The following is a 19687-nucleotide window of genomic DNA, read 5'->3' on the forward strand; positions in this document are numbered from 1 at the left end:
GTGTCCTCGCCACCCGTGAGCCAGCCTGATAGGGGCCTCTTCATCTCCTTTGAAGGCCCGGAAGGCGCAGGCAAAAGCACCCAGATTGCCCACCTGCTGCGGCATCTGGAATCGGAGAGCGTGCCCCACACCGTCACCCGTGAGCCGGGTGGCACCCCCCTGGGAACGCGCGTGCGGGAGGTGTTGCTGGACCCCGAACTGACCATTGACCCGCTGCCCGAATTCCTGCTCTACAGCGCCAGCCGCGCCCAGCTCGTTACCAACGTCATTCGCCCAGCCCTCGGCAGGGGAGAGGTGGTGGTCTGTGACCGTTACGCCGATTCCAGTCTGGCGTACCAGGGCTTTGGGCGCGGCCTGAACGCTGGACTGCTGCGCGGCATCACGGCGGCGGCGACGGGTGGGCTGTGGCCCGATCTGACGGTGTTGCTGGACCTTGACCCCGTTATCGGTCTGGAACGGGCAGCGCGGCGCGGCCAGCCAGACCGGTTGGAGCAGGCAGACCTCACTTTCCACCAGCGGCTCAGACAGGGTTTCCTGAAGCTGGCCGAGGCGGAGGCTGAACGGTTTCTGGTGCTGGACGCCACCCTGGACGAAGCCGATCTGGAAAAAACGATCTGGGAGGCGGTCCAGTCACGCCTCCCAGCCTCAGAAATCTAGAGCCTCAGCGTCGGGGCTGAGCGCGCCCGTTCGTGGCTCCCAGTCCAGGCACCTTGACCTCAAAAATCGTCCCCCAGCGCTTGCCGGTCAGCAGCAGCGTGCCGCGTTCGGGGACGTACGCGATGCCGTTGGGAATGTCGTCGAAGGTCAGGGGCTTGCCCAGTCTGGCGGCGCTGGCGCTGGCCTCGCGGGTCAGGGCGGACACGTCGATCCAGGCGGTGACCTTGCCCGTCTGCGGGTCGATCCGGGCAATCCGGTCCGTCAGCCAGATATTGGCGTACACGCTTCCCCCGGCGTATTCCAGCTCGTTGATGTTCCTGACGGGCTGCCCGCCATCGGTGACGGTCACGCTCCGTTTGACCGCGAAGGTTTTTGGATCGCGCCAGACCAGCGTGGGGGTGCCGTTGCTCATGATCAGGTCCTTGCCGTTGGTGGTCAGGCCCCAGCCCTCGCCGCCGTAGCGGTAACGCCCGACTTCCTTCAGGGTTCCGGCGTCGAAGGCGAACGCCAGCCCGTCCTGCCAGGTCAGGTGGTAGGCCACGCCGCCCACCACCGTGACGCCCTCGCCGAAGGCGGTGGACAGCGGCGTGGCCACCCTGCCCAGCACCTTGCCAGTTTTCAGGTCCACCCGCCGCACGCCGGATTCGCCCACCAGTCCGGTGCTTTCCATGTAGGTGCCGTCTCCCAGGTACTGAAACCCCTCGGTGAAGGCGGCGCGGTCATGCGGATACCGGTTGACGATGGTGGGGGTCAGGATGGCTGGAACTGAATTGACCGGGGCTGAATTCGCCGGAGCGGCGCTGGCTGGGGCAGCAGCGGGTGAGGAGGCACGAGGCGTGGACTGGGCCAGGACCGTGTTCAGGGACACGAGACCGAGCAGGGAAAGCAGGAAGACGGCGCGCACAGCTTCATGGTAGGCAAGTGGGGCGTCAGGTATCTGACATTTGCCCCAAGATTGTTGATCCTGGCCCATGCAGACTAGACAACTGCGGGGTGGCCAGTATCCGCGCTGCGCCCGCCCGCACCCCCTCGTCCGGGTCATGGAGCAGCGCACGCACATGGTCCATCTCGCCCCACTGGCCCAGCGCCCAGGCGGCGGCCTCACGGACCTCGGGGGCCGGGTCTGTCGTGCCTGCCAGCAGCAGCGGCCAGCCCTCCGGCGCACGGGTGTTGCCCAGCACCGTCAGCGCGTTGCGGGCCATGCCCTTGCGGCGCGGGCGCAGAAAGGCCGTACCAGCAAAACGGCGGTTGAATTCGCGTTCTCCAACCCCGAAGAAAGCGCTCAGATCGGGGTGGGCCAGCTCAGGCTGCGGCCTCAGCAATTCCGCCAGCGGCCCAGCTTTCCGGGACCACGGGCAGACCTCGCTGCACACGTCGCAGCCGAACAGCCAATCGCCCATATCCGCGCGGAACTCGTGCGGAACGGGGCCACGGTGTTCGATGGTCAGGTACGAGATACAGCGCCGGGCATCGATGGTCCGGTCATTGCCAATGGCGTTCGTGGGGCAGGCGGCCACGCAACGAAAGCATTTGCCGCAGCGGTCAGGATGCGCCGTGTCGGTTCCCTCGAAAGGCAGATCGGTCAGCAGCACCGCCAGCGTCACAAAGGCTCCTAACTGCGTACTGATGGTCATGCCCGATTTGCCGCGCCACCCCAGAAACGCCCCGGAGGCAAACAGGCGTTCCATCACCGGACCGTGATCTACGTAGCCACGCGCCCGGATGCCCAGTGCAGCGGCCTCGGTTTCCAGACGGGTCAGCAGCGGCTGCAATTGATCGTGGTAATCGGGGGTCCAGGCGTAGCGGGCCACGCGCCCCACGCGGATGCCGCCCGGTGGTATGGGCGGTTCCTCGAAGGCGTGTGAGACGCCCAGCACCAGCACGCTGCCCACGCCCTCCAGCCGCGAGGACGGATCAGCCCGTGCTGGAAGCTGCCGCTCCAGGTAAGCCATGCCCGCGTGCCGCCCAGCGTCCAGCCAGCGGGCGTATTCGTCTACGGCACTGGCCGGAACGGTGGCCGCTGCCCAGCCCACCGCGTCCGCGCCCAGGCTCTGGGCCAGATCGGCGAGGAGTTCGGCGGGCGCGGTCATGGCGCAAGTATGGCGCGCCCGACCACATCAAAAAGGAGTCTCCGTCAGATGCGGGACTCCTTTCTGGGTGGGACTTGGTTTTACTTCCCGAACGTTCCCGCGCGCACCACCACCAGATTTTCAGGGGTCACGTACTTGTTCAGGGCAGCCTTCGCCATTTCGGACGTCACGGCGCTGATCTTCGCTTCCAGCTCGGCGTTGAAGGCGTAGGTGCGGTTCAGGTACGCCTGCCGCACCAGACTGCCCACCAGCGTGGCGTCGCTGCTGCGGGCCACGCGGGCTTCCTGCAAGATGGCGGATTTGGCAGAAGTCACCTCGGCGGGGGTAAAGCCGTCCCGCAGCGCTTTCGCCAGTTCCTCGCGCATGGCGGTCACGACTTTCTCGGTCACGTTGGGGTTGAAGATCGCGTAGGCGCTGTAGCTGCCTTTCTGGTCCTCGCTGCTGGCGCTGACGCTGCCGCCCGCGCCGTAGCTGAGGCCGTCCTGCTGCCGCAGCCGGTTAAACAGGCGGGAATCGGTCCCCGAACCGAAAATCCGCATGGCGACGATCAGGGCCGGATAATCGGCGGCGTCGTCCCGAAGCGGGAAGTTGAGGCGCGAGACGTACACGGCGTTGGCCTTGTCGGGCACGTTGATCACGGTGTCGGCGCTCTTGGGCGTCACCAGTGGAAGGCTGATGCGCTCGTACTTCACGCCGCTCTTGAAGCCGTCCAGAATCCCCGGCAGCGCCGCTGTGATGGTCTGCGGATCGAAGTCGCCCACCGCCGCCACCTGCACCTGCGCCGCGCCCCAGACCTTGTTGTAGTAGTCCTTGACCTGATCCAGAGTGACGGCTTTCGTATCCTCGATGGACTCGTCCAGGGTGGAGACGTAGCCCAGATCGCCGCGTTTGGCTCCCGGCTGCGCGAAGGCGCGGGCCAGCGCCTGACTCGCCACGCTCTGCGGATCGCCCCGCCCGGATTCCGCGCCGTCGATTGCGCCCTTCTTCAACTCGTCGAAGTCGGCCTGCGGGAAGACTGGCTCGCGCAGCACCTTCTTGACCAGTTCCAGCGCCTCGGCCAGATGGGTGCGGTCCGTGCTGACGCGCACGCTGGCCCCGGATGCCCCGCCCGACACGCTGAGCTGCGTTTTGATGGCTTCCAGGCGATCATTCAGTTGCTGCCGGGTCAGGTCCTTGCTCCCCCGCGTCAGCAGCGGCGCGATGAAGTCAGCGGCGTCTCCACCGTCCTTGACCGTCTGCGCGTTGCCGAAGTCCAGGTTCATCACAAATTCGATGCGTTCACCGCGCGTCTTCTTGGGCAGCAGGGCGACTTTGGCCCCGGCCACCTCGCTCCTCACCGTGCGCGCCTCGATGGCGGCGGGTTCAGGGGGAATGTTCTCGCCCGCCGTCTGCGCCGCGCGGCCCACGTAGCCCTTCAGCAGCTCTTCAGCACTAGGCGCTGCCGTGACTGTCACGCGATCTGGCTCGGGCGTCGGCACGAACACGCCCAGGGTGCGGTTGGTGGGCTTCAGGTAGGTCTTCGCCACGCGGGTCACGTCCGCCGCCGTCACCTTTTCCAGCTCGTCACGCAGTTTGAACAGCAGCCGCCAGTCGCCCGCCGCGATGTACTCGGACAGGGTCACGCCCACCTGCTCGGGCTTGGACAGCAGTTGCTCGTAGCTGCCCACCACGCGGGTGCGGACGCGGGCCACGTCCTCGTCGGTAAACGCCGTGTCGCCCGCCGCCTCCAGCGACTTGAGCAGCGTGGCCTGCGCCGGGGCGGTGTCGTCGTCCTTGCCCAGCACGGCGGCGTACATCAGCAGGCCCGGATCGGAGGCGGTGTTGGTCAGGCTGCCAATCGCGGTGGCCTGCTTGGTCTGCACCAGCGCCTTGTACAGCCGCCCGGCGGGTTCGTCGGCCAGAATCTGGTCCAGCACCAGCAGCGCGGGCATGTCGGGATGGCGGATGCTGGGCATGTGGTAGGCGGTCAGCAGAATGCGCTCGTCGCCCACCCGGCGCACGGTCACGCTGCGCTCGCCGTCCTGCGGGTTTTCCACGGTGTACTCGGCGGGCAGCGTGCGCCACGGCTTGCGGACCCTGCCAAAGTCTTCGGCAATCTGCGCCAGCGCCGCCTCCGGGTCAAAGTTCCCGGCCAGCGTGACCACGGCGTTGTCGGGCTGGTAATACTTCTTGTAGAAGTCCTGAAGCCGCTTGATCGGCACGTTTTCCACGTCGCTGCGGTTGCCGATGGCCGTGTTGCCGTAGTTGTGCCAGTCGTAGGCCACCGAGCGCACCTGCTTGTACAGCAGGCCAAACGCACTGTTCTCGCCGCTCTCGAACTCGTTGCGAACCACCGTCATCTCGGTGTTCAGATCGGTCTGGGCAATCTTCGAGTTGACCATGCGGTCCGCCTCCATGCCCAGCGCCCAGCTCAGGTTGTCGCCGCTGTTGGTCATGGTCTCGAAGTAATTGGTGCGGTCCTCGCTGGTGGTGCCGTTGAAATCCGCGCCGCGCTTGCCCAGGCTTTCCAGGATGTTGCCGCTGGTGGGCGTCCCCTTGAACAGCATGTGTTCCAGCAGGTGCGCCATACCTGTCTCGCCGTAATTCTCGGAGCGGCTGCCCACCTTGTAGGTTACGTTCAGCGTAAACGTGGCCGCCGAGGTGTCGGGGAACAGCAGCACATGCAGACCGTTGGGCAGGCGGTACTCGCGGATGCCCTCCACCTCGGTCACGAATTTGACCCCGGCGGGCAGCGTCATGGTGGGGGCGGCAGCGGGGGCGGTCTGCGCCCAGCCTGTCGAGACGGGGGCAGAGGTGAGCAGCAACGAGGACAGCAGCAGGGCGGCGGTGAAGCGCAGGGAACGTGACGACATGGAACCTCCGGGGGAAAGTGTTGGGGAAATAGACGGCAACCAGCCTAGCGCCGGGGCGAAAGGGAGGTGGGCGAGTTTGCCACTTTTGGGGGTGATTTGAGATTTGGTGTTGAGGGGTGGCCGCCACGGTTTGACCCCTCCGCCCCTTCGGGGCACCTCCCCTCAGAAGGGAGGCAAGAGTTGCGGAATTGCCATGCTAGTCGCATTTCTCGGCTCCCTTTAAGGGGAGCTGGCTGCTTAGCAGACTGGCTGGCACAGCTCCGAAGGAGAGGGGTTATCTTTGACGAAAAAAGAAGGCCCCGCACCCGGCGAGGCCCCTCTTACTTCTAGTGAAACTTTTTTGCTACAAGCTCAGACGCGTACAGGCAGCTTCAGCATGGAGGCCAGCGCGTCGCTGAACTGGTCGTATCCGGCGAAGTCCAGTTGCTGTTCGTTGTCGCTCAGGGCAGTGGCGGGGTTGGGGTGGACCTCGATGTGAATGCCGTCTGCGCCCACGGCCAGCGCGGCTTTGGCCAGTGGGATCAGCAGGTCACGGCGTCCGGCGGCGTGGGTCACGTCCACGATCACGGGCAGGTGGGTTTCCTGCTTGGCCAGGGCCACGGCGGACAGGTCCAGCGTGTTGCGGGTCCACTTCTCGAAGGTGCGGATGCCGCGCTCGCACAGGATGACCTCGTTGTTGCCTTCCGACAGGATGTATTCGGCGGCGTACAGCCATTCCTCGATGGTGGCGGAGAGGCCGCGTTTGAGTAGCACCGGGCGGCGGGCACGGCCCACTTCCCGCAGCAGGGCGAAGTTGTGCATGTTGCGCGCCCCGACTTGCAGGATGTCGGCGTACTCGGACACTACTTCCACGTCACGGGTGTCCATCACTTCGGTAATGAACAGCATCTTGTTGGCGCGGGCCACCCGGCTGCCGATGATCAGGCCGTCCACGCCCATCCCCTGAAAGCCGTAGGGGCTGGTGCGGGGCTTGTACGCGCCGCCGCGCAGGATTTTCACGCCTTTGCCCGCCAGGTACTCGGCGGTCTGCTCCATCTGCTCCTCAGATTCGATGCTGCACGGCCCGGCGATGATGATGGGCGGGGAGTCGCCGCCGATCTTCACGCCGTCGATGTCCAGTACGGTGTCTTCCTTCTTGACCTTGCGCGAGACCAGCAGTTGCTTCTTGTCGTTGCTTTCTTCCAGCGCCAGACTGGCCTTGAAGATCTCCTTGAACAGGTGCTTGACCGTCGCGCCTGTGAAGGGACCGGGGTTCAGCTCTTCCAGCTCACGCAACTGGCGGTCCTCGCGGGCCGGATCATAGTGGTTAGGGCGGCCTTCCTGGGTCTTGGCGTGGCCGATCTGGGCCACCACCGTGGCGCGCTGGGACAGCAGTTTCAGCAGGTCACGGTTGATCTGATCGATCTCGGTGCGGAGGTCCTCGATGGTGCGGGGTTGTGTCATACCCCGCAGTCTAGGAAAAGCGCGCCCAAAAAGACATTCACGCGGCTAGTCAATTGAAAGGAGTTGTCCAACTTTGCCGTCCGGTGTGCCGTCGTCGTCAGGGGTATTGACCATGTGGGCCGCCACCCGTGCGAGGGCCGCGTGCAGTTCCCGCGCCTCGGCCTCGCCTATCTGGGGCGTGTCCTGCAAGGCGTTTTCCATACATGCCAGCCACGCCCGCCCGCGCGTGGGCGTGATGGCGTGCGGCACATGACGCGCCCGCAGTCGGGGCGGCCCGAAGTTCTGGTGATACAGCGGAGGCCCCCCCAGAAAACCCGTCAGAAAGGCCAGTTGCTTCTGGGCAGTGGGAGTCAGGTCGGCGGGAAAGATGGGGGAGAGGTCCGGGTCCTGGGCCACCAGCGTGTAAAAGCGCGTGACCAGGGCGGCCAGCGCCTCCGGCCCAATGCGCTCATACAGGGAGCCGCCCGCCGAGAGTTGAATGGGCGCAGTCATAAGGGGCAGGCTAGCAGGCCAGCAAAAAAGAGAGGCGGACAAAATGCCCACCTCCCTATAGAAATTTGATTCGGTGAATTTGATTCGGCGCTAGACGTCGCGGCGGTCAAAGGCGTAGATCGCCATTAAACCGAAGCCCAGGGTGTAGATCAGCAGCAGGATCAGCGGCTGCCCGATGTCGCCCTGCTGCACGTAAACCCCGAAGTGCGAGGTCAGCAGGATGCGCTGGAGGGCTTCGGGCAGCACCACCAGCAGGCGCATGACGATCAATGTGGCAAAGGTGGCCAGCGCCGAGGCCGCCGTGTTCAGGAACAGCACGCCGAACAGCAGCGACAGGGCGGCCACCGGCATCAGCACGATGGCGGCCAGGAACGCGCCGCGCAGCACCTGCCCGAACGCCTCGCCGCCCGAGAGCTGGCCCACGCCCACGAACAGCCCTGGCCCCAGCCCGGTGCCGCCCGTGAAGTTGCCGAAGCCCAGCGGAATGCCCGCCAGCAACGATCCGGCCACGGTGGTGATGATCAGCAGAAACGGAAAGACCAGCGCGGCGATCAGCTTGCTGGCAATGACCTTGGTGCGGTCCACTGGGCGCAGTAGCAGCGGCGCGAGGGTGCCCTGCGCCGTTTCCGAACCGATGGTCTCGGCCACCGTGACCGCGATGAACAGTGGCAGCAGGTACTGGATGGTCACGCCGATGCTGACGGCGGGCAACTGCCAGCCGCTGATCATGTTGACCTGGATCAGCGCGCTCAGGCGCGGGGCGAAGGCCCAGATCAGCGGCAGCAGAAAGGTCACGATCAGGGCCAGTTTGGCGCTGCGCGATCCCAGCAGTTTGCGAAATTCCAGCAGCAGCAGGGTCAGCATGGCTGCCGCCGGGACACTCGGAGAAGGGTGGAAAAAGAGGGGGTGTTCATCAGGCTTTCTCCACGCGCTCGCGGTAATACTCGTACAGGTCGAAGTGATCGGGGCTGGCCTCGAAGACCCGGATGCCCTCCTCGCTCAGGCGGGCCAGGGCGTCGGGCACGCGGGCCTCGCCGCCCAGGTGCGCGATGGCGAACGGAGTGCGGGTACTGACCTTGCGGACAAACGGCAGCCGCTCCAGCACCGCCGCCGCGCCCACCGGATCGTCCACCCGGAAGCGGTAGGCCGCCTGCCGGGCACGCAGGTCCACGGTGTCCACCAGACGGCCCCCGGTCAGGATGCCCACGGTGTGCGCGTAGGTGGCGATTTCCCGCAGGTGGTGCGTGCTGAGGACCACCGCGCAGCCGTCGGTGGCCATGCTGGTCACGATCCGGTGGATCAGCCCGATGCCCAGCGGGTCCAGACCGCTGGTCGGCTCGTCCAGGATCAGCACCTTGGGATCGGCCAGGATGGCGCTCGCCACGCCCAGCCGTTGCCGCTGGCCCAGCGAGTACTCCTGCACCTTGCGGTCCGCCATGCGCGTGAGTTCCAGCAGCGCCAGCACCTCGCGCAGCCGTTCGCGGGGCACCCGTCTGCCGCCGGGGGCCATTGCAGACAGATTGGCGTGGATTTGCAGGTTCTGGTTGCCGGTGAACTGCGTGTAGAACTTGGCCGGAGCCTCCACCACCGCGCCCAGGAATGCGCGGGCGCGGGCACCGTCGGTATGCACGTCGCGGCCCATCAGACGGATCTCGCCGTCGGTGGGAAAGGCCAGGCCGGTCATACAGCGGATCAAGGTGGTCTTGCCGGTGCCGTTGGGGCCGGTCAGGGCGTAAACCTCACCGGGGCGGACGTTCAGGAAGATCTCTTCCAGAACGCTGTGGTTGCCATATCTCTTGTTTAGCCCACGCACCTCAATGGCGGGAATGGCGGGCGCGCCTTGCTTCGTCACTCCGATACCTTAACGCGGGATGAATCAACAAGTTCTTACAATTGCGTTCGCCCATGTTGAAGGGCGGTGGGGAGAGCTGCGCCGCCCCCTCCGATTTGAGGTCGGCTTCCGTCCAGGCTGGAATCGGCCCGCCTGATCTTCAGGGACGCTCCACGAACAGCGGTAAATCTGACGCCTCCACCGCGCCCACTTCCACGGCCCGGCGGTGCAATTCCTGCACGGCGCGCGTGCCTTCCTCGCCCACGTCCAGGCTGAACGGATTCACGTACAGGTCGATGTGCGCCTGCATGACCTCGTCGGCCATTTCCAGCGCGTGCTGCCGGATATAGGCGCGCGAGGCTTCTGGGTTGGCATAAGCGTAATCCAGGCTGGCCCGCACCGAAACGTTGAGCGCCCATTGCATCTCCGGGGCCAGATCACGGCGGACCAGGATTGCGCCCAGTGGCAGCGGCAGGCCGGTCTCGCCCTCCCACCACGCGCCCAGATCCAGATGCTTGCTCAGGCCGTGCTGCGGGTAGGTGAAGCGCGACTCGTGGATGATCAGGCCCGCGTCCACTTCACCGCGTTCCACGGCGGGCATCACCGCGTCGTAACGCATCCGCACGACGTTGACTTCGGGGTAGACCAGCCGGAGCAGCAGTTCGGCGGTGGTGAGCGCTCCAGGCGAGGCCACCGTCAGCCCGTTCAGATCCCCGATGTCGCCGCGCGTCACGATCAGCGGTCCCACGCCGCGCCCCAGCGCCCCGCCCGCGCGCAGGGCCACGTACCCGTCCATCACGCCAAAATACGCGCGGTAACTGATCTTGGTCATGGGCAGGCGGCCATCCACGGCCCAGTCGTTCAGGGTCTGCACGTCCTCCAGCACCTCCTGCACGGGCAGGGGCGCGGGCACCAGCCCGGCGTGCAGCGCGTGGAAGATGAAGGTGTCGTTGGGGCAGAAGGAATAGCCCAGTTGCAGGGGAGCGGGGGTCTGGGGGGGGAGGTTCATTGAGAATCAGGGTACGCCTGAACCCGCGCCCCGGTCAGCAATTCAGCGCACGTCCTTCAGGACTGCCCGCGCCTCATCCGCGTCGCGGGCCAGTTGCGCCTTCAGTTCGTCCAGGCCGCCGAATTTCTGCTCGCCGCGCAGGTGCGAGAAGAACTTGACCTGAAGCTCCTTGCCGTAGAGGTTGCCCTCGAAGTCGAACAGATGGACCTCGAAGCGGCGTGTTTTACCGTTCACGGTGGGCCGGAAACCCACGTTCGCCATGCCGTGCCAGCGCTCGCCCCGGTCTCCCAGGGCCACCACCGCAAATACGCCCAGCGGCAGCGCCTTGCCGTCCGGCACGCCGATATTGGCGGTGGGCCAGCCAATCGTGCGGCCCAGTTGATCGCCGTGGATCACCACGCCCTGCGCGTCGTAATGGCGGCCCAGCAGGCGGCCTGCGCCGTCCACGTCGCCGTCTGAGAGCAGTTCGCGGATGCGGGTACTCTTGATGTCCTCGCCGCCCAGTTGGTGCATCGGCAGGGCCACCACCTCGCCCGCCACGCCGCGCAGGTCTTCCACGCCCCCAGCGCGTCCGCGCCCGAAATGAAAGTCCTCGCCCACCACCACGGTGCGCGGGCGCAGCGTCCGCAGATCGTCCAGAAACGCCTCCTTGGGGCGGGCGGCGAATTCGGGGGTAAATGACATGGCAATCGTTTCATCCACGCCGTAGCGGGCCAGCAGGTCCAGTTTCTCTGGCAGGGTGGACAGGAATTCCACGCCCTGGGTCAGCACCCGCGTGGGCGGATCGAAGGTATAGACCACGCTGGGGACGCGGTGTTCGCGCGCCTTGGCCTTCAGTTGCGCGATCAATGCCTGATGTCCCAGATGCACGCCGTCGAAGGAGCCGACGGCCACCACCGTTTCGGTGTCGGGGCGCTGGGCGGGCGAAACGTAGGTCTTCACTCGTCCGCCACCGGACTCTGCCCATGCAGGCTCTGAAGGGCGTACAGCGCCGCTGCAAGGGTTGTCGCGCTGCCGATGATGCGGCCCTCGCGCAGGCCGTCCAGCACTTTCTGGGGGGCCATCCAGACCACCTCGATGTCCTCGTCGTCGTCCTGGGGCAGGCGGCTCTCGCGCAGGTTCGTCGCCTGAAACACGTACAGTTGCTCGTCGCAGAAGCCGGGGCTGGAATAAAAGCGGGTCAGCAGGCGCATCTCGCCGTCCAGTCCGGCCTCCTCCTGCAACTCGCGGCGGGCGGCGGCCTCGGGCGATTCCTCGCCGTCGATCAGGCCCGCCGGGGCTTCCAGGGTGTGGGCGTCCACGGCGCGGCGGAGCTGGCGCACCAGCAGCATCTCGCCCGCATCGTTCAGGGCCAGCACGGCCACCGCGTCGGCATGGCGGATCACCTCCCACTTGTTGTCCAGCAGTTCCAGTTTCAGGATGTGTCCGTCGTAGATGGTCCGGGCGTCGCCAGTCATGCGGGCATTGTAGGGATTTGGGGCTGGGTGGCCTGTGGGCGGGGAGGCCAAGCGTCCTGGAAGGCTGAGGCTTTAGCTATTTGCCCCACCCCCCAGCCCCCATCCCCAGGGGGGACGGGGGAGCTAACGTTGCACTGGGCAGGGGTTATCGGGTGTTATCGGCGGGAAAGGGCGGTGGTCTTCGGGTCTGATGCCCGGCTCCGTCACGCTGACTGCGGCCCGTCCGCTTCGCGCCCGACGGCCTTCGGTTGCTGTCTCGGTGTCGATTTCAGGGCTTGCATGAAACAAGATGGCCTGGCTTTTAGCTCCTCCCCCCTTGCGGGGGACTGGTACAGCTCGCACTGCGAGAGGCTGGGAGGGGGGTGGCAGGCGGAGCCTGCTCTTGCTCATCCACCTACAGTTAGGCTGTCTGTCCAGAACCCTCCACCCTGACCGCCCCCAAATACAATGCCTTCCATGTCTGCCCTGCCCCCTCACCTTACCCAGCCCCTTGCCCCCTACGCCGGGCAGGTTGTGGCCGTGGGCGTGTCGGGCGGGGTGGATTCGGTGGCGCTGCTGCGGGCGCTGGTGCTGGCCGGTGTGCGGCCTGTCGTCGCCCATCTGGACCACGCCCTGCGCCCCGAATCGGCAGAGGACGCGCGGTGGGTGGCGGAACTGGCTGGGACGCTGGGCGTTCCTTACGAAGCCGCGCGGGTGGATGTGGCGGCGGTGGCGGCGGCGCGCGGTTGGAATCTGGAGGACGCCGCCCGCCGTGTGCGCTACGAATTTCTGGGCCGTGTGGCAAAGCGACACCGCGCAACAGCCATTCTGACCGCCCACACCCGCCGTGATGTGGCCGAGACCGTGCTGATGCAACTGCTGCGCGGCGAGGCGGTCCTGAACGGCATTCCCGCCGAACGGGGGCGGGTGCGTCGCCCGTGGCTGGCGGTGCCGCGCGCCGATCTGGAAGCCTTTCTGCACGCGCTGGGACAGGACTGGCGCGAGGACGCCTCCAATGCCGATCCCGCCTTCACCCGCGCCTGGATTCGCCGCGAGGTCATGCCGGTGCTGAGCGCCCGCTTTCCAGGGACAGAGGCGAGTCTGGCACGGGTGGCGAACTACGCCGCGCAGGACGACGCCACACTGACGGAACTGGCCGCCCGGCTGACCTCGCATGCTCCACTGCAAAAGCAACCCGCCGCCGTGTTGCGCCGCTTCGTGCGCCGGGAGTTGATGGGGGCGGGGCTGCACTTTCACGCTGATCATCTGGGATCGTTGGCGGAGGCGCTGGCAACGGGCGAAACGGTCCATCTCACCTTGCCAGGAGCGCGGGCGGTCACGGCCACGGGCGGGCGGCTTTCCCTGGCTCCTCAGCACTGGCCCGAACCGGATTTCCCCTTTTCCCCCGGCTGGCAGCGTCGCACCCGGCAGGACGGGGACCGCATCCGCCTGCCCGGCGGCACACGCAAGCTCAGCGACGTGCTGACCGATCTCAAGATTCCGCGTGGAGAGAGGGAGAGCGTGCCGCTGCTGGTGTCCGGCGAGGGTGTGCAGTGGGTGGGCGTCTCGCCGCCAGTCTGGGCCGTGGGCGCGCGGGAGGCGGCTGGCGTGGCTCCAGACCCCATCCAGGCCGCGATGGGCGAGGCGCTGACACTGGCCCGGCAATCGGCAGCCGGGAACGAGGTTCCGGTGGGCGCAGTGGTTCTCGATTCTGGCGGCGTGGTGGTAGGCCGAGGCCGCAACACCTCCCGCGCGGACGGCGACATGACCCGCCACGCCGAACTCGCCGCGCTGCGGAAGGCTGCCGTCACGCTGGGAACGCCGTATCTGGGCGGTTGCACCCTTGTCGTGACCCTGGAACCCTGCCCGATGTGCCTGGGGGCGGCGTTGGAAGCGCGTGTGGGCCACATCGTCTACGGCGCGTCCAACCCCAAAGCGGGGGCGCTGGGAGGCGTGACCGACATGCTGGGTCACCACTGGGGCCACGCGCCCACCATCACAGGCGGCGTGCGGGCGGCGGAGGCGGCGCGGCTGCTGCGGGCCACGTTCCAGGGCATCCGGGGGGCCAGCAAGTCCTGATTCCGTCCCAGTGTCCGGCCCGACTTGCTACCCTCCTCGCGTGACCCTTCCCACCGCTGCCCTCCATGACGCTGCCGAACGCTTCGGCACGCCGCTGTACGTCTACGACGCCGCCGAGTTGGACGCCGCCCTGGCGCGGGTGCGCTCTGCCTTTGGCCCGGCGCGGGTTTACTACGCCATGAAGGCCAATCCCAATCTCACGTTGCTGCGCCGCCTGAATGCCGCCGGGGTGGGCTTCGAGTGCGTCAGCCCCGGCGAGATCGCCCGCGCGGAGGAAGTCGGCGCATCTGGCCCGCAGATTCTGGTCAACGGCCCCGCCAAATCCGCTGCCGAATATGCGACTGGCGCGCGGCTGGGCGCGACATTCATTGTGGACCGTGAGGAAGAGGTGGCCCTGCTGCCCCCCGCCTCACGCGCGTTGGTACGTGTGAATCCAGCGTTGGAGGTCAGTACCCATGACCATCTGGCCACAGGCGCGGCGGGCAGCAAGTTCGGCGTGACGCTGCAACAGGCCCCGCGCGTGCTGGAGGCGTTGCGTGCCGCCGGACACACCGCCCTGGGCCTGCACGTTCACATCGGCAGCGCCATCCGGGACGCCCACGACTTCACGGCGGCCTTCGGGCGGCTGACCGAGTTGCGCGAACAGACCGGACCGCTGGCCGTGCTGGACGCGGGCGGCGGCTGGGGCCTGGACGCCGATCTGCACGGCATTGCCCGTGAGGCGCGGGCCGCTGCCTCGGCCTTTGGCGCGGAATTGTGGGTGGAGCCTGGCCGCTATCTAGTAGCGCGTGCTGGAACGCTGCTGACCCGCGTGGTGGGCACCAAGCGCACCGGGCGCAACTTCTGTCTGGTGGACGCGGGCATGACCGAGTTGCTGCGGCCCATGCTGTACGGCGCGGAGCACCCGGTTACGCCCCTGTGGGACGGCGACGAGGTGGGGATATGGGACATCGCCGGACCTGCCTGCGAGAGCGGCGATCTGCTGGCCCGCGACATTTCCATGCCTCAGCCCACGCGCGGTGCACTCGTCGCCATCGGGGAGGCGGGGGCCTACGGCGCGGCCATGAGCAGCAATTATCTGACCCGTTCCCGCCCCGCTGAGGCCCTCTATGAGCCGGGAACAGGGGACGGCCAGGACTGGACCCTGATCCGCCGCCGCGAGACGCCTCAGGACGTGTGGGCGGCTGAAATCTAGGCGGACTGCCGTCTGCTCAGGGCCGCAGGTCTGCCTCGTCTACCAGAAAGTCCACCGCGCCGCTGCCGATTTCGTAATAGCCGCCGATCACCTGAATCTGGCCGCTGGCCTCCGCTTCCCGGATCACGGGTTGCTCGCGCAGCATCTGCACCTGATGGCGCACGTTGTTCAGAACGGCCTCGCGCATGCGGGCCTTCTTGTCGCGGATGCGCGGCATGTCCACCAGACTGGGCGTGATGCGGTGGATGATGCTCTGGAGGTTGTCCGGCTCCTGGGCAATCTGCTCGGGGGACAGCATGGCGGCGGCCACTGCCCCGCACGACTCGTGGCCCATCACCATGATCAGATGCACGTCCAGATGCCGGATCGCGTATTCCAGCGTGCCCAGCCCCGCCTCGCCCACCACGTTTCCTGCCACGCGCACCACGAACAGGTCTCCCAGGCCCACATCAAAGACCAGTTCCACCGGCACGCGGCTGTCGCTACAGGCCAGCACGGCGGCGTAGGGCGTCTGACCCATGATCTGCGCGCGGCGTTCGTTGACGTCCAGCTCGGGCCGCCCGCTCTTGCCGCTGAAGAAACGGGCGTTGCCGTCCTTCAGCGCCTCGATGGCCCCGGCAGGCGTCTGGATATCGGTGTGGTGGCGCAGCGCGGCGATGTCTTCCATGCTGGCCCCGCGCCGGATCGCGTCCAGAATGCGGCGTTCCAGTTGGGCGGTGGACTGCCCAGCGTTCTGCGCGGGCGCTGGGGCGGCAGGAGAAGTGGTCATCTGTGCCGAGTCTAGCCGCTCTTCCGCCCCGTACCCACGCCCTGTCCACAGCGGCGCACCTCTGCCCTATGCTCAGGGCATGACCGACACCTCAGACGAATTCGGGGCCGAGGAGCTGACCACAGACGAACTGCTGGAGCGCTACGCCATGCTGCGCGACACCATCCAGGGCCTGGAAACCGAGCGCGAGGCGCTGGGCACGCAGCTCAAGGCCGCCCTGGCCGGAGGCGAGCGCGCCGAGACCGATCTTTACCGCGCCGTGTTGAAGGTCTCGCGCCGCGTCGAATACCCGCTGGACCGTTTCCGCGAGGTCTTTGGCGACGCCGCCGCCCTGGAAGTCGCCACGGTGGACCGCAAAAAGGCCGACGCCCTGGCCGGGGCAGGCGATCTGGACGGGGACCGCCTGCGCGAACTGGGCGTGGTGCGGGAGATTCAGGTGCTGACCTTGCAGCCCAAGACGCGCTAACAAGGGAAGGTTGAACAGATCAAAGTTTGGAGGTCTGAACGCCCGAAGGTCTGAACGCGCAGGAGAATTTTCCCTTGACATTCAGACCTTCAGACGGTTGGACATTTTGATGGGCGGCGCAGAAAGGGCCACCAGATAGACCAGAAAAAGCATTGCCGGTGAGCAACGGCACCCGCGAATCATCCCTTATGGCTGCTGCCTTCCGGCCCTGACCAGGTTCAAGCGTCCGCGCTGCGCTGCGCCAGCAATGCGCCGTAGAAGATAGCACAGCCGCAGCGAAAGGCAAGACGCGGCGCAGAAGTCGGGCGGTCATCTGTCCGGCGGACCACTTTGCAGTGAACCTCTGACTGCTGTGGGTCGGCATGCGGCGAGCAGAACGTTCCGTGGGCAGACGTGCGCTTCATGTCATAAACTTCAGGCAGTCATTCTCAATTCAAAAGATTCAGGTGGGGCAAAAGGAGCGACATGACCTCGACGACGGAACTGATTGTGCGGCTGTGTCTGGCCGTCGTGCTGGGCACGCTTCTGGGGCTGGACCGCCTGCGGGTGGAACCGGCGGCGGGGCCGCGCACGCACGCGCTGGTGGCACTGGGATCGGCGCTGCTGCTGATCGTGTCCAGCGAGGGCTTCATGCGGGTGATCCAGTTGCCGCATGTGGTTCTGGACCCGTCACGCGTGGCGGCGCAGGTGGTCAGCGGCATCGGCTTTCTGGGCGCGGGCGTGATCCTGCTGCGGCGCGAGACCGAGACCATCCGCAACCTGACCACCGCCGCGAGCCTCTGGGTGGTGGCGGCCATCGGTCTGGCGGTGGGCGCGGGGCTGTACGTGGGGGCCGTGGTTTCCACCGTGCTGGCCCTGCTGATCCTGCGCGGGGTCAAGCGGCTGGAGCAGACCCAGAAGAGCCTGACCCGCCGCCACAGCCTGACCCTGCGCTTCGAGACCGGCGCAGAGGGCGCTGCCGAGATCGAGCGCCGGGCCGTGAAGGCGGGCGCTCGCTGTCGTTACCGCCGCCTGCAACTCAACAACAAAAAGGGCTACGACGAATACGAGCTGGAGGTCAGTCACCTCAGCACCCCGGCCCTGATGGCCCTGAGCCGCAATTGCCGCAACGTTCCCGGCCTGCTGGATCTGTCGATGCGGTGAGGCGGTGGGGGAAAGCATCCGCATCCGGGTGCATAACTTGACGCCGCCCGCATACTGCGCTATCTTTTTTATCAACACCGCCGAAGAGGCGGATTTTTTATGGCTTGAGTTCTGAACTGAGTGCCGCCAGATCGTCCGGCGTGTTCACGTTCCGCAAGGCGGGCGAGAGGCCGGACACCAGAACCGTCTTTTCGGGCGGGGCGGCCAGTTTCAGCCGCCGCTCACCAGCTTCCAGCAGCCCAGTCACGCGCCCCAGCACTTCGCGGCGGTACAGCCCGGCCAGTGGTTGAGGGCGTCCCTCACTGTCCAGCGGCAAGACGGCCAGAGCGTCCGGCGTGCGCGCCTGCGCCAGCGTGGCCCAGAAGTCGGGCGTCAGGCCCGGCAGATCGACGCCCGTGAAGGCCAGCCACTCGGTTGAGCTGCGACTCAGAGCCGCTTCCAGTCCGGCCAGCGGTCCCTCGCCGGGGCGGGTGTCGGAGATGATCTCCCAGCCGTCCAGCACATACTTTCCGGCAGGGGAGATCAGCAGGCGTTCAGGGCAGCCCTGCAAGCTGTCGGCCACATGGCGCAGCAGCGGTTGCCCACGCAGCAGCGCCAGCGCCTTGTCCGATCCGAAGCGGCTGGAACGGCCCCCGGCAGTGATGGCCGCCGTGAAGTCCGGGGTCACCTGCCCCTTACTCGCGCGGCCCGGCCTGACGCTCCAGCAGGCGCAAGGCCCAGGCGGTCAGGCGCGGCAGCGGGCGGCCATAGGGCGGGTACATCAGCCGCACGGGCGAGGGCTTCGGCTCGCGCAGGATGGCCCGTTCGTGGCTGAAGGTGCGGAACCCGTGTTCGCCGTGGTAATTGCCCATGCCGCTGCTCCCCACGCCGCCGAAGGGCAGGTGCGGGTTGATCAGGTGGATCACGGTGCCGCCCACCACCATGCCGCCGCTGGTGGTCTCATGTTTGACCTGCTCGACGGCGGCCTCGTCCTCCGCGAACAGGTACAGCGCCAGCGGGGGGTCCAGACGGCGGATCAGCGCCAGTGCGTCCTCGAAGGTGTCGTAGGTCAGCACCGGCAGCACCGGGCCGAACAGTTCCTCGCCCATCAGGGGCATCTCCGGCATGACACCTGTGACCACGGTGGGCGAGATGAAGCGCGCCTCTGGATCGAACTCGCCGCCCAGGGCCACCCGCGCGCCCTGCGCCACGCTGCCATCGGTCAGCTTTTGCAGGCGCTCCACGCTCGCCGTGTCCACCATGCGCCCGTAGTCCGGCCCGGCCCGCTGCCACGCGTGGTCCCCGTAGCGGCGGGCGATCACCGCGTCCAGTTCCAGCACGAAGGCGTCTCGCATATTGGTAGGCAGCAGCACGTAATCGGGGGCCACGCAGGTCTGCCCGGCGTTCAGTAATTTGCCCCAGGCGACGCGCTCGGCAGCCGTCTTCAGGTCCGCGCTGGGGTGCAGCAGGGCCGGGGACTTGCCGCCCAGTTCCAGCGTCACGCTGCTCAGGTTCTCGGCGGCGGCGGCCATCACCTTGCGGCCAATCGCGCCGCTGCCGGTAAAGAAGATGTGATCAAAGGGCAGCGTGGTCAGCGTATGGGCCACCGCGCCGTCTCCCTCCACCACCGCCACCAGCCGTGGCTCGAAGACGCCTTCCAGCAGTTCTTTCAGGGCGCGCGAGGTGTGCGGGGCCTTCTCGCTGGGCTTGAGGATCACCGTATTCCCCGCCGCCAGACTGGCGATCAGCGGTGACAGGGCCAGATTCACCGGGTAATTCCAGGGACTCAGGATCAGCGTGACGCCGCGTGCCTGGAACCGCACCTCGCTCTGCGCCCCGGCCAGCATCAGCGGCGTGGCAATTTTGCGCGGGGTCATCCAGCGCGGCAGGCGGCGGATGATGAACTGCAATTCCTCAAGCACCGGATGAATCTCGGTGAGTTCGGACTCGGCACGGCTCTTGCCCAGGTCCAGGGCCATCGCGTCGGCCAGTGCCACGCGCCCGGCCTTGATGGCGTCGTGCAGCCGCCGTAACACGGCCTGCCGCTCGGCCACGCCTGTCTGCGCGGCCCGCCAGCGCCACTCCTGCTGGGTCTGAAACAGGGTCTTTAGCTCGGTCTCGGAAGGTTGCGATACGGCGGGAGGGAGCAGGGTGGCAGTCATGTCAGAACCTCGCAGAAGGTGAGAAGGAAGAGCAATTGAACTGAGTATAAGTCGTGGCGTCGATGCCGCGTATGTGTGATCGCG

At 66.8% G+C, this 19687-nt stretch carries 18 protein-coding genes and 1 other RNA gene; 5 read left to right on the forward strand and 14 right to left on the reverse strand.

The window, feature by feature from the left end; all coding sequences use genetic code 11:
- Positions 1–15: 15 nt before the first annotated feature.
- Positions 16–657 carry a dTMP kinase gene (gene tmk / locus BOO71_RS01930; protein WP_075830301.1) on the forward strand — a complete coding sequence of 214 codons (642 nt, stop codon included), beginning with the start codon at positions 16–18 and terminating at the stop codon, positions 655–657.
- Between the two features lie 4 nt (positions 658–661).
- Here tmk and BOO71_RS01935 read toward each other — a convergent pair whose 3' ends face one another.
- The 10 genes from BOO71_RS01935 to BOO71_RS01980 all read right to left on the reverse strand — a co-directional run bounded on the left by BOO71_RS01935 (position 662) and on the right by BOO71_RS01980 (position 11831).
- Positions 662–1561 carry a glutaminyl-peptide cyclotransferase gene (locus tag BOO71_RS01935; protein WP_075830302.1) on the reverse strand — a complete coding sequence of 300 codons (900 nt, stop codon included), beginning with the start codon at positions 1559–1561 and terminating at the stop codon, positions 662–664.
- A 25-nt stretch (positions 1562–1586) separates the two neighbouring features.
- On the reverse strand, positions 1587–2747 hold the full coding sequence (queG, locus tag BOO71_RS01940) for a tRNA epoxyqueuosine(34) reductase QueG (protein ID WP_075830303.1): 1161 nt from the start codon (positions 2745–2747) through the stop codon (positions 1587–1589).
- Positions 2748–2827: 80 nt separating this feature from the next.
- A complete protein-coding gene (locus BOO71_RS01945; protein WP_075830304.1) occupies positions 2828–5599 on the reverse strand; it encodes a M16 family metallopeptidase in 2772 nt (923 codons plus the stop codon).
- Positions 5600–5950: 351 nt separating this feature from the next.
- On the reverse strand, positions 5951–7042 hold the full coding sequence (locus tag BOO71_RS01950) for a bifunctional 3-deoxy-7-phosphoheptulonate synthase/chorismate mutase (RefSeq protein ID WP_075830305.1): 1092 nt from the start codon (positions 7040–7042) through the stop codon (positions 5951–5953).
- A 45-nt stretch (positions 7043–7087) separates the two neighbouring features.
- Positions 7088–7534: a globin domain-containing protein gene (locus BOO71_RS01955; RefSeq protein WP_075830306.1), complete on the reverse strand. Its 447-nt coding sequence runs from the start codon at positions 7532–7534 to the stop codon at positions 7088–7090.
- Between the two features lie 90 nt (positions 7535–7624).
- Positions 7625–8398, reverse strand: a complete 774-nt coding sequence (locus tag BOO71_RS01960; RefSeq protein WP_075830307.1) for an ABC transporter permease — start codon at positions 8396–8398, stop codon at positions 7625–7627.
- 49 nt (positions 8399–8447) lie between these two features.
- Positions 8448–9386, reverse strand: coding sequence for an ABC transporter ATP-binding protein (locus BOO71_RS01965; protein WP_075830308.1), 939 nt, complete (start codon positions 9384–9386; stop codon positions 8448–8450).
- A 139-nt stretch (positions 9387–9525) separates the two neighbouring features.
- Positions 9526–10374, reverse strand: coding sequence for a 1,4-dihydroxy-6-naphthoate synthase (locus tag BOO71_RS01970; protein WP_075830309.1), 849 nt, complete (start codon positions 10372–10374; stop codon positions 9526–9528).
- Positions 10375–10416: 42 nt separating this feature from the next.
- Complete coding sequence (gene ribF, locus BOO71_RS01975; protein WP_075830310.1) at positions 10417–11316, reverse strand: riboflavin biosynthesis protein RibF; 900 nt, start codon at positions 11314–11316, stop codon at positions 10417–10419.
- Complete coding sequence (locus BOO71_RS01980) at positions 11313–11831, reverse strand: NUDIX domain-containing protein (protein ID WP_075830311.1); 519 nt, start codon at positions 11829–11831, stop codon at positions 11313–11315. The genes ribF and BOO71_RS01980 overlap by 4 nt, the downstream gene beginning before the upstream one ends.
- Before the next feature lie 456 nt (positions 11832–12287).
- Here BOO71_RS01980 and tilS point away from each other — a divergent pair, with 456 nt between their 5' ends.
- Positions 12288–13889, forward strand: a complete 1602-nt coding sequence (gene tilS / locus BOO71_RS01985) for a tRNA lysidine(34) synthetase TilS (RefSeq protein ID WP_075830312.1) — start codon at positions 12288–12290, stop codon at positions 13887–13889.
- A gap of 40 nt (positions 13890–13929) precedes the next feature.
- Complete coding sequence (gene lysA / locus BOO71_RS01990; RefSeq protein ID WP_075830313.1) at positions 13930–15084, forward strand: diaminopimelate decarboxylase; 1155 nt, start codon at positions 13930–13932, stop codon at positions 15082–15084.
- 16 nt (positions 15085–15100) lie between these two features.
- On the opposite strand, the gene BOO71_RS01995 is transcribed toward lysA, so the two are convergent.
- Positions 15101–15853: a carbonic anhydrase gene (locus BOO71_RS01995; protein WP_075830314.1), complete on the reverse strand. Its 753-nt coding sequence runs from the start codon at positions 15851–15853 to the stop codon at positions 15101–15103.
- 79 nt (positions 15854–15932) lie between these two features.
- Here BOO71_RS01995 and BOO71_RS02000 point away from each other — a divergent pair, with 79 nt between their 5' ends.
- Complete coding sequence (locus BOO71_RS02000) at positions 15933–16319, forward strand: hypothetical protein (protein WP_075830315.1); 387 nt, start codon at positions 15933–15935, stop codon at positions 16317–16319.
- Positions 16320–16468: 149 nt separating this feature from the next.
- Here BOO71_RS02000 and ffs read toward each other — a convergent pair.
- Positions 16469–16567: signal recognition particle sRNA small type (ffs, locus tag BOO71_RS02005), an RNA gene on the reverse strand.
- A gap of 217 nt (positions 16568–16784) precedes the next feature.
- Between ffs and BOO71_RS02010 the strand changes: the two genes are divergently transcribed.
- Entirely contained in the window at positions 16785–17462 is a 678-nt protein-coding gene (locus BOO71_RS02010) for an MgtC/SapB family protein (protein WP_075830316.1), read from the forward strand.
- 97 nt (positions 17463–17559) lie between these two features.
- Here BOO71_RS02010 and mobA read toward each other — a convergent pair whose 3' ends face one another.
- Together mobA and BOO71_RS02020 are read right to left on the reverse strand one after the other, a co-directional pair.
- Positions 17560–18129, reverse strand: a complete 570-nt coding sequence (gene mobA / locus BOO71_RS02015; protein WP_075830317.1) for a molybdenum cofactor guanylyltransferase — start codon at positions 18127–18129, stop codon at positions 17560–17562.
- Positions 18130–18136: 7 nt separating this feature from the next.
- Positions 18137–19603: an aldehyde dehydrogenase family protein gene (locus BOO71_RS02020; protein ID WP_075830318.1), complete on the reverse strand. Its 1467-nt coding sequence runs from the start codon at positions 19601–19603 to the stop codon at positions 18137–18139.
- Positions 19604–19687: the final 84 nt, after the last annotated feature.

Source organism: Deinococcus marmoris (assembly GCF_001949125.1).
GTDB classification, from domain to species: Bacteria; Deinococcota; Deinococci; order Deinococcales; family Deinococcaceae; genus Deinococcus; species Deinococcus marmoris_A.

Excerpts from the sequence above, each read along its gene's own strand:
- queG (WP_075830303.1), bottom strand. The coding sequence starts at position 2,747 with ATGACCGCGCCCGCCGAACTCCTCGCCGATCTGGCCCAGAGCCTGGGC.
- BOO71_RS01945 (WP_075830304.1), bottom strand. The coding sequence starts at position 5,599 with ATGTCGTCACGTTCCCTGCGCTTCACCGCCGCCCTGCTGCTGTCCTCG.
- BOO71_RS01950 (WP_075830305.1), bottom strand. The coding sequence starts at position 7,042 with ATGACACAACCCCGCACCATCGAGGACCTCCGCACCGAGATCGATCAG.
- BOO71_RS01955 (WP_075830306.1), bottom strand. The coding sequence starts at position 7,534 with ATGACTGCGCCCATTCAACTCTCGGCGGGCGGCTCCCTGTATGAGCGC.
- BOO71_RS01960 (WP_075830307.1), bottom strand. The coding sequence starts at position 8,398 with ATGCTGACCCTGCTGCTGCTGGAATTTCGCAAACTGCTGGGATCGCGC.
- BOO71_RS01970 (WP_075830309.1), bottom strand. The coding sequence starts at position 10,374 with ATGAACCTCCCCCCCCAGACCCCCGCTCCCCTGCAACTGGGCTATTCC.
- BOO71_RS01980 (WP_075830311.1), bottom strand. The coding sequence starts at position 11,831 with ATGACTGGCGACGCCCGGACCATCTACGACGGACACATCCTGAAACTG.
- tilS (WP_075830312.1), top strand. The coding sequence starts at position 12,288 with ATGTCTGCCCTGCCCCCTCACCTTACCCAGCCCCTTGCCCCCTACGCC.
- BOO71_RS01995 (WP_075830314.1), bottom strand. The coding sequence starts at position 15,853 with ATGACCACTTCTCCTGCCGCCCCAGCGCCCGCGCAGAACGCTGGGCAG.
- BOO71_RS02000 (WP_075830315.1), top strand. The coding sequence starts at position 15,933 with ATGACCGACACCTCAGACGAATTCGGGGCCGAGGAGCTGACCACAGAC.
- BOO71_RS02010 (WP_075830316.1), top strand. The coding sequence starts at position 16,785 with ATGACCTCGACGACGGAACTGATTGTGCGGCTGTGTCTGGCCGTCGTG.
- BOO71_RS02020 (WP_075830318.1), bottom strand. The coding sequence starts at position 19,603 with ATGACTGCCACCCTGCTCCCTCCCGCCGTATCGCAACCTTCCGAGACC.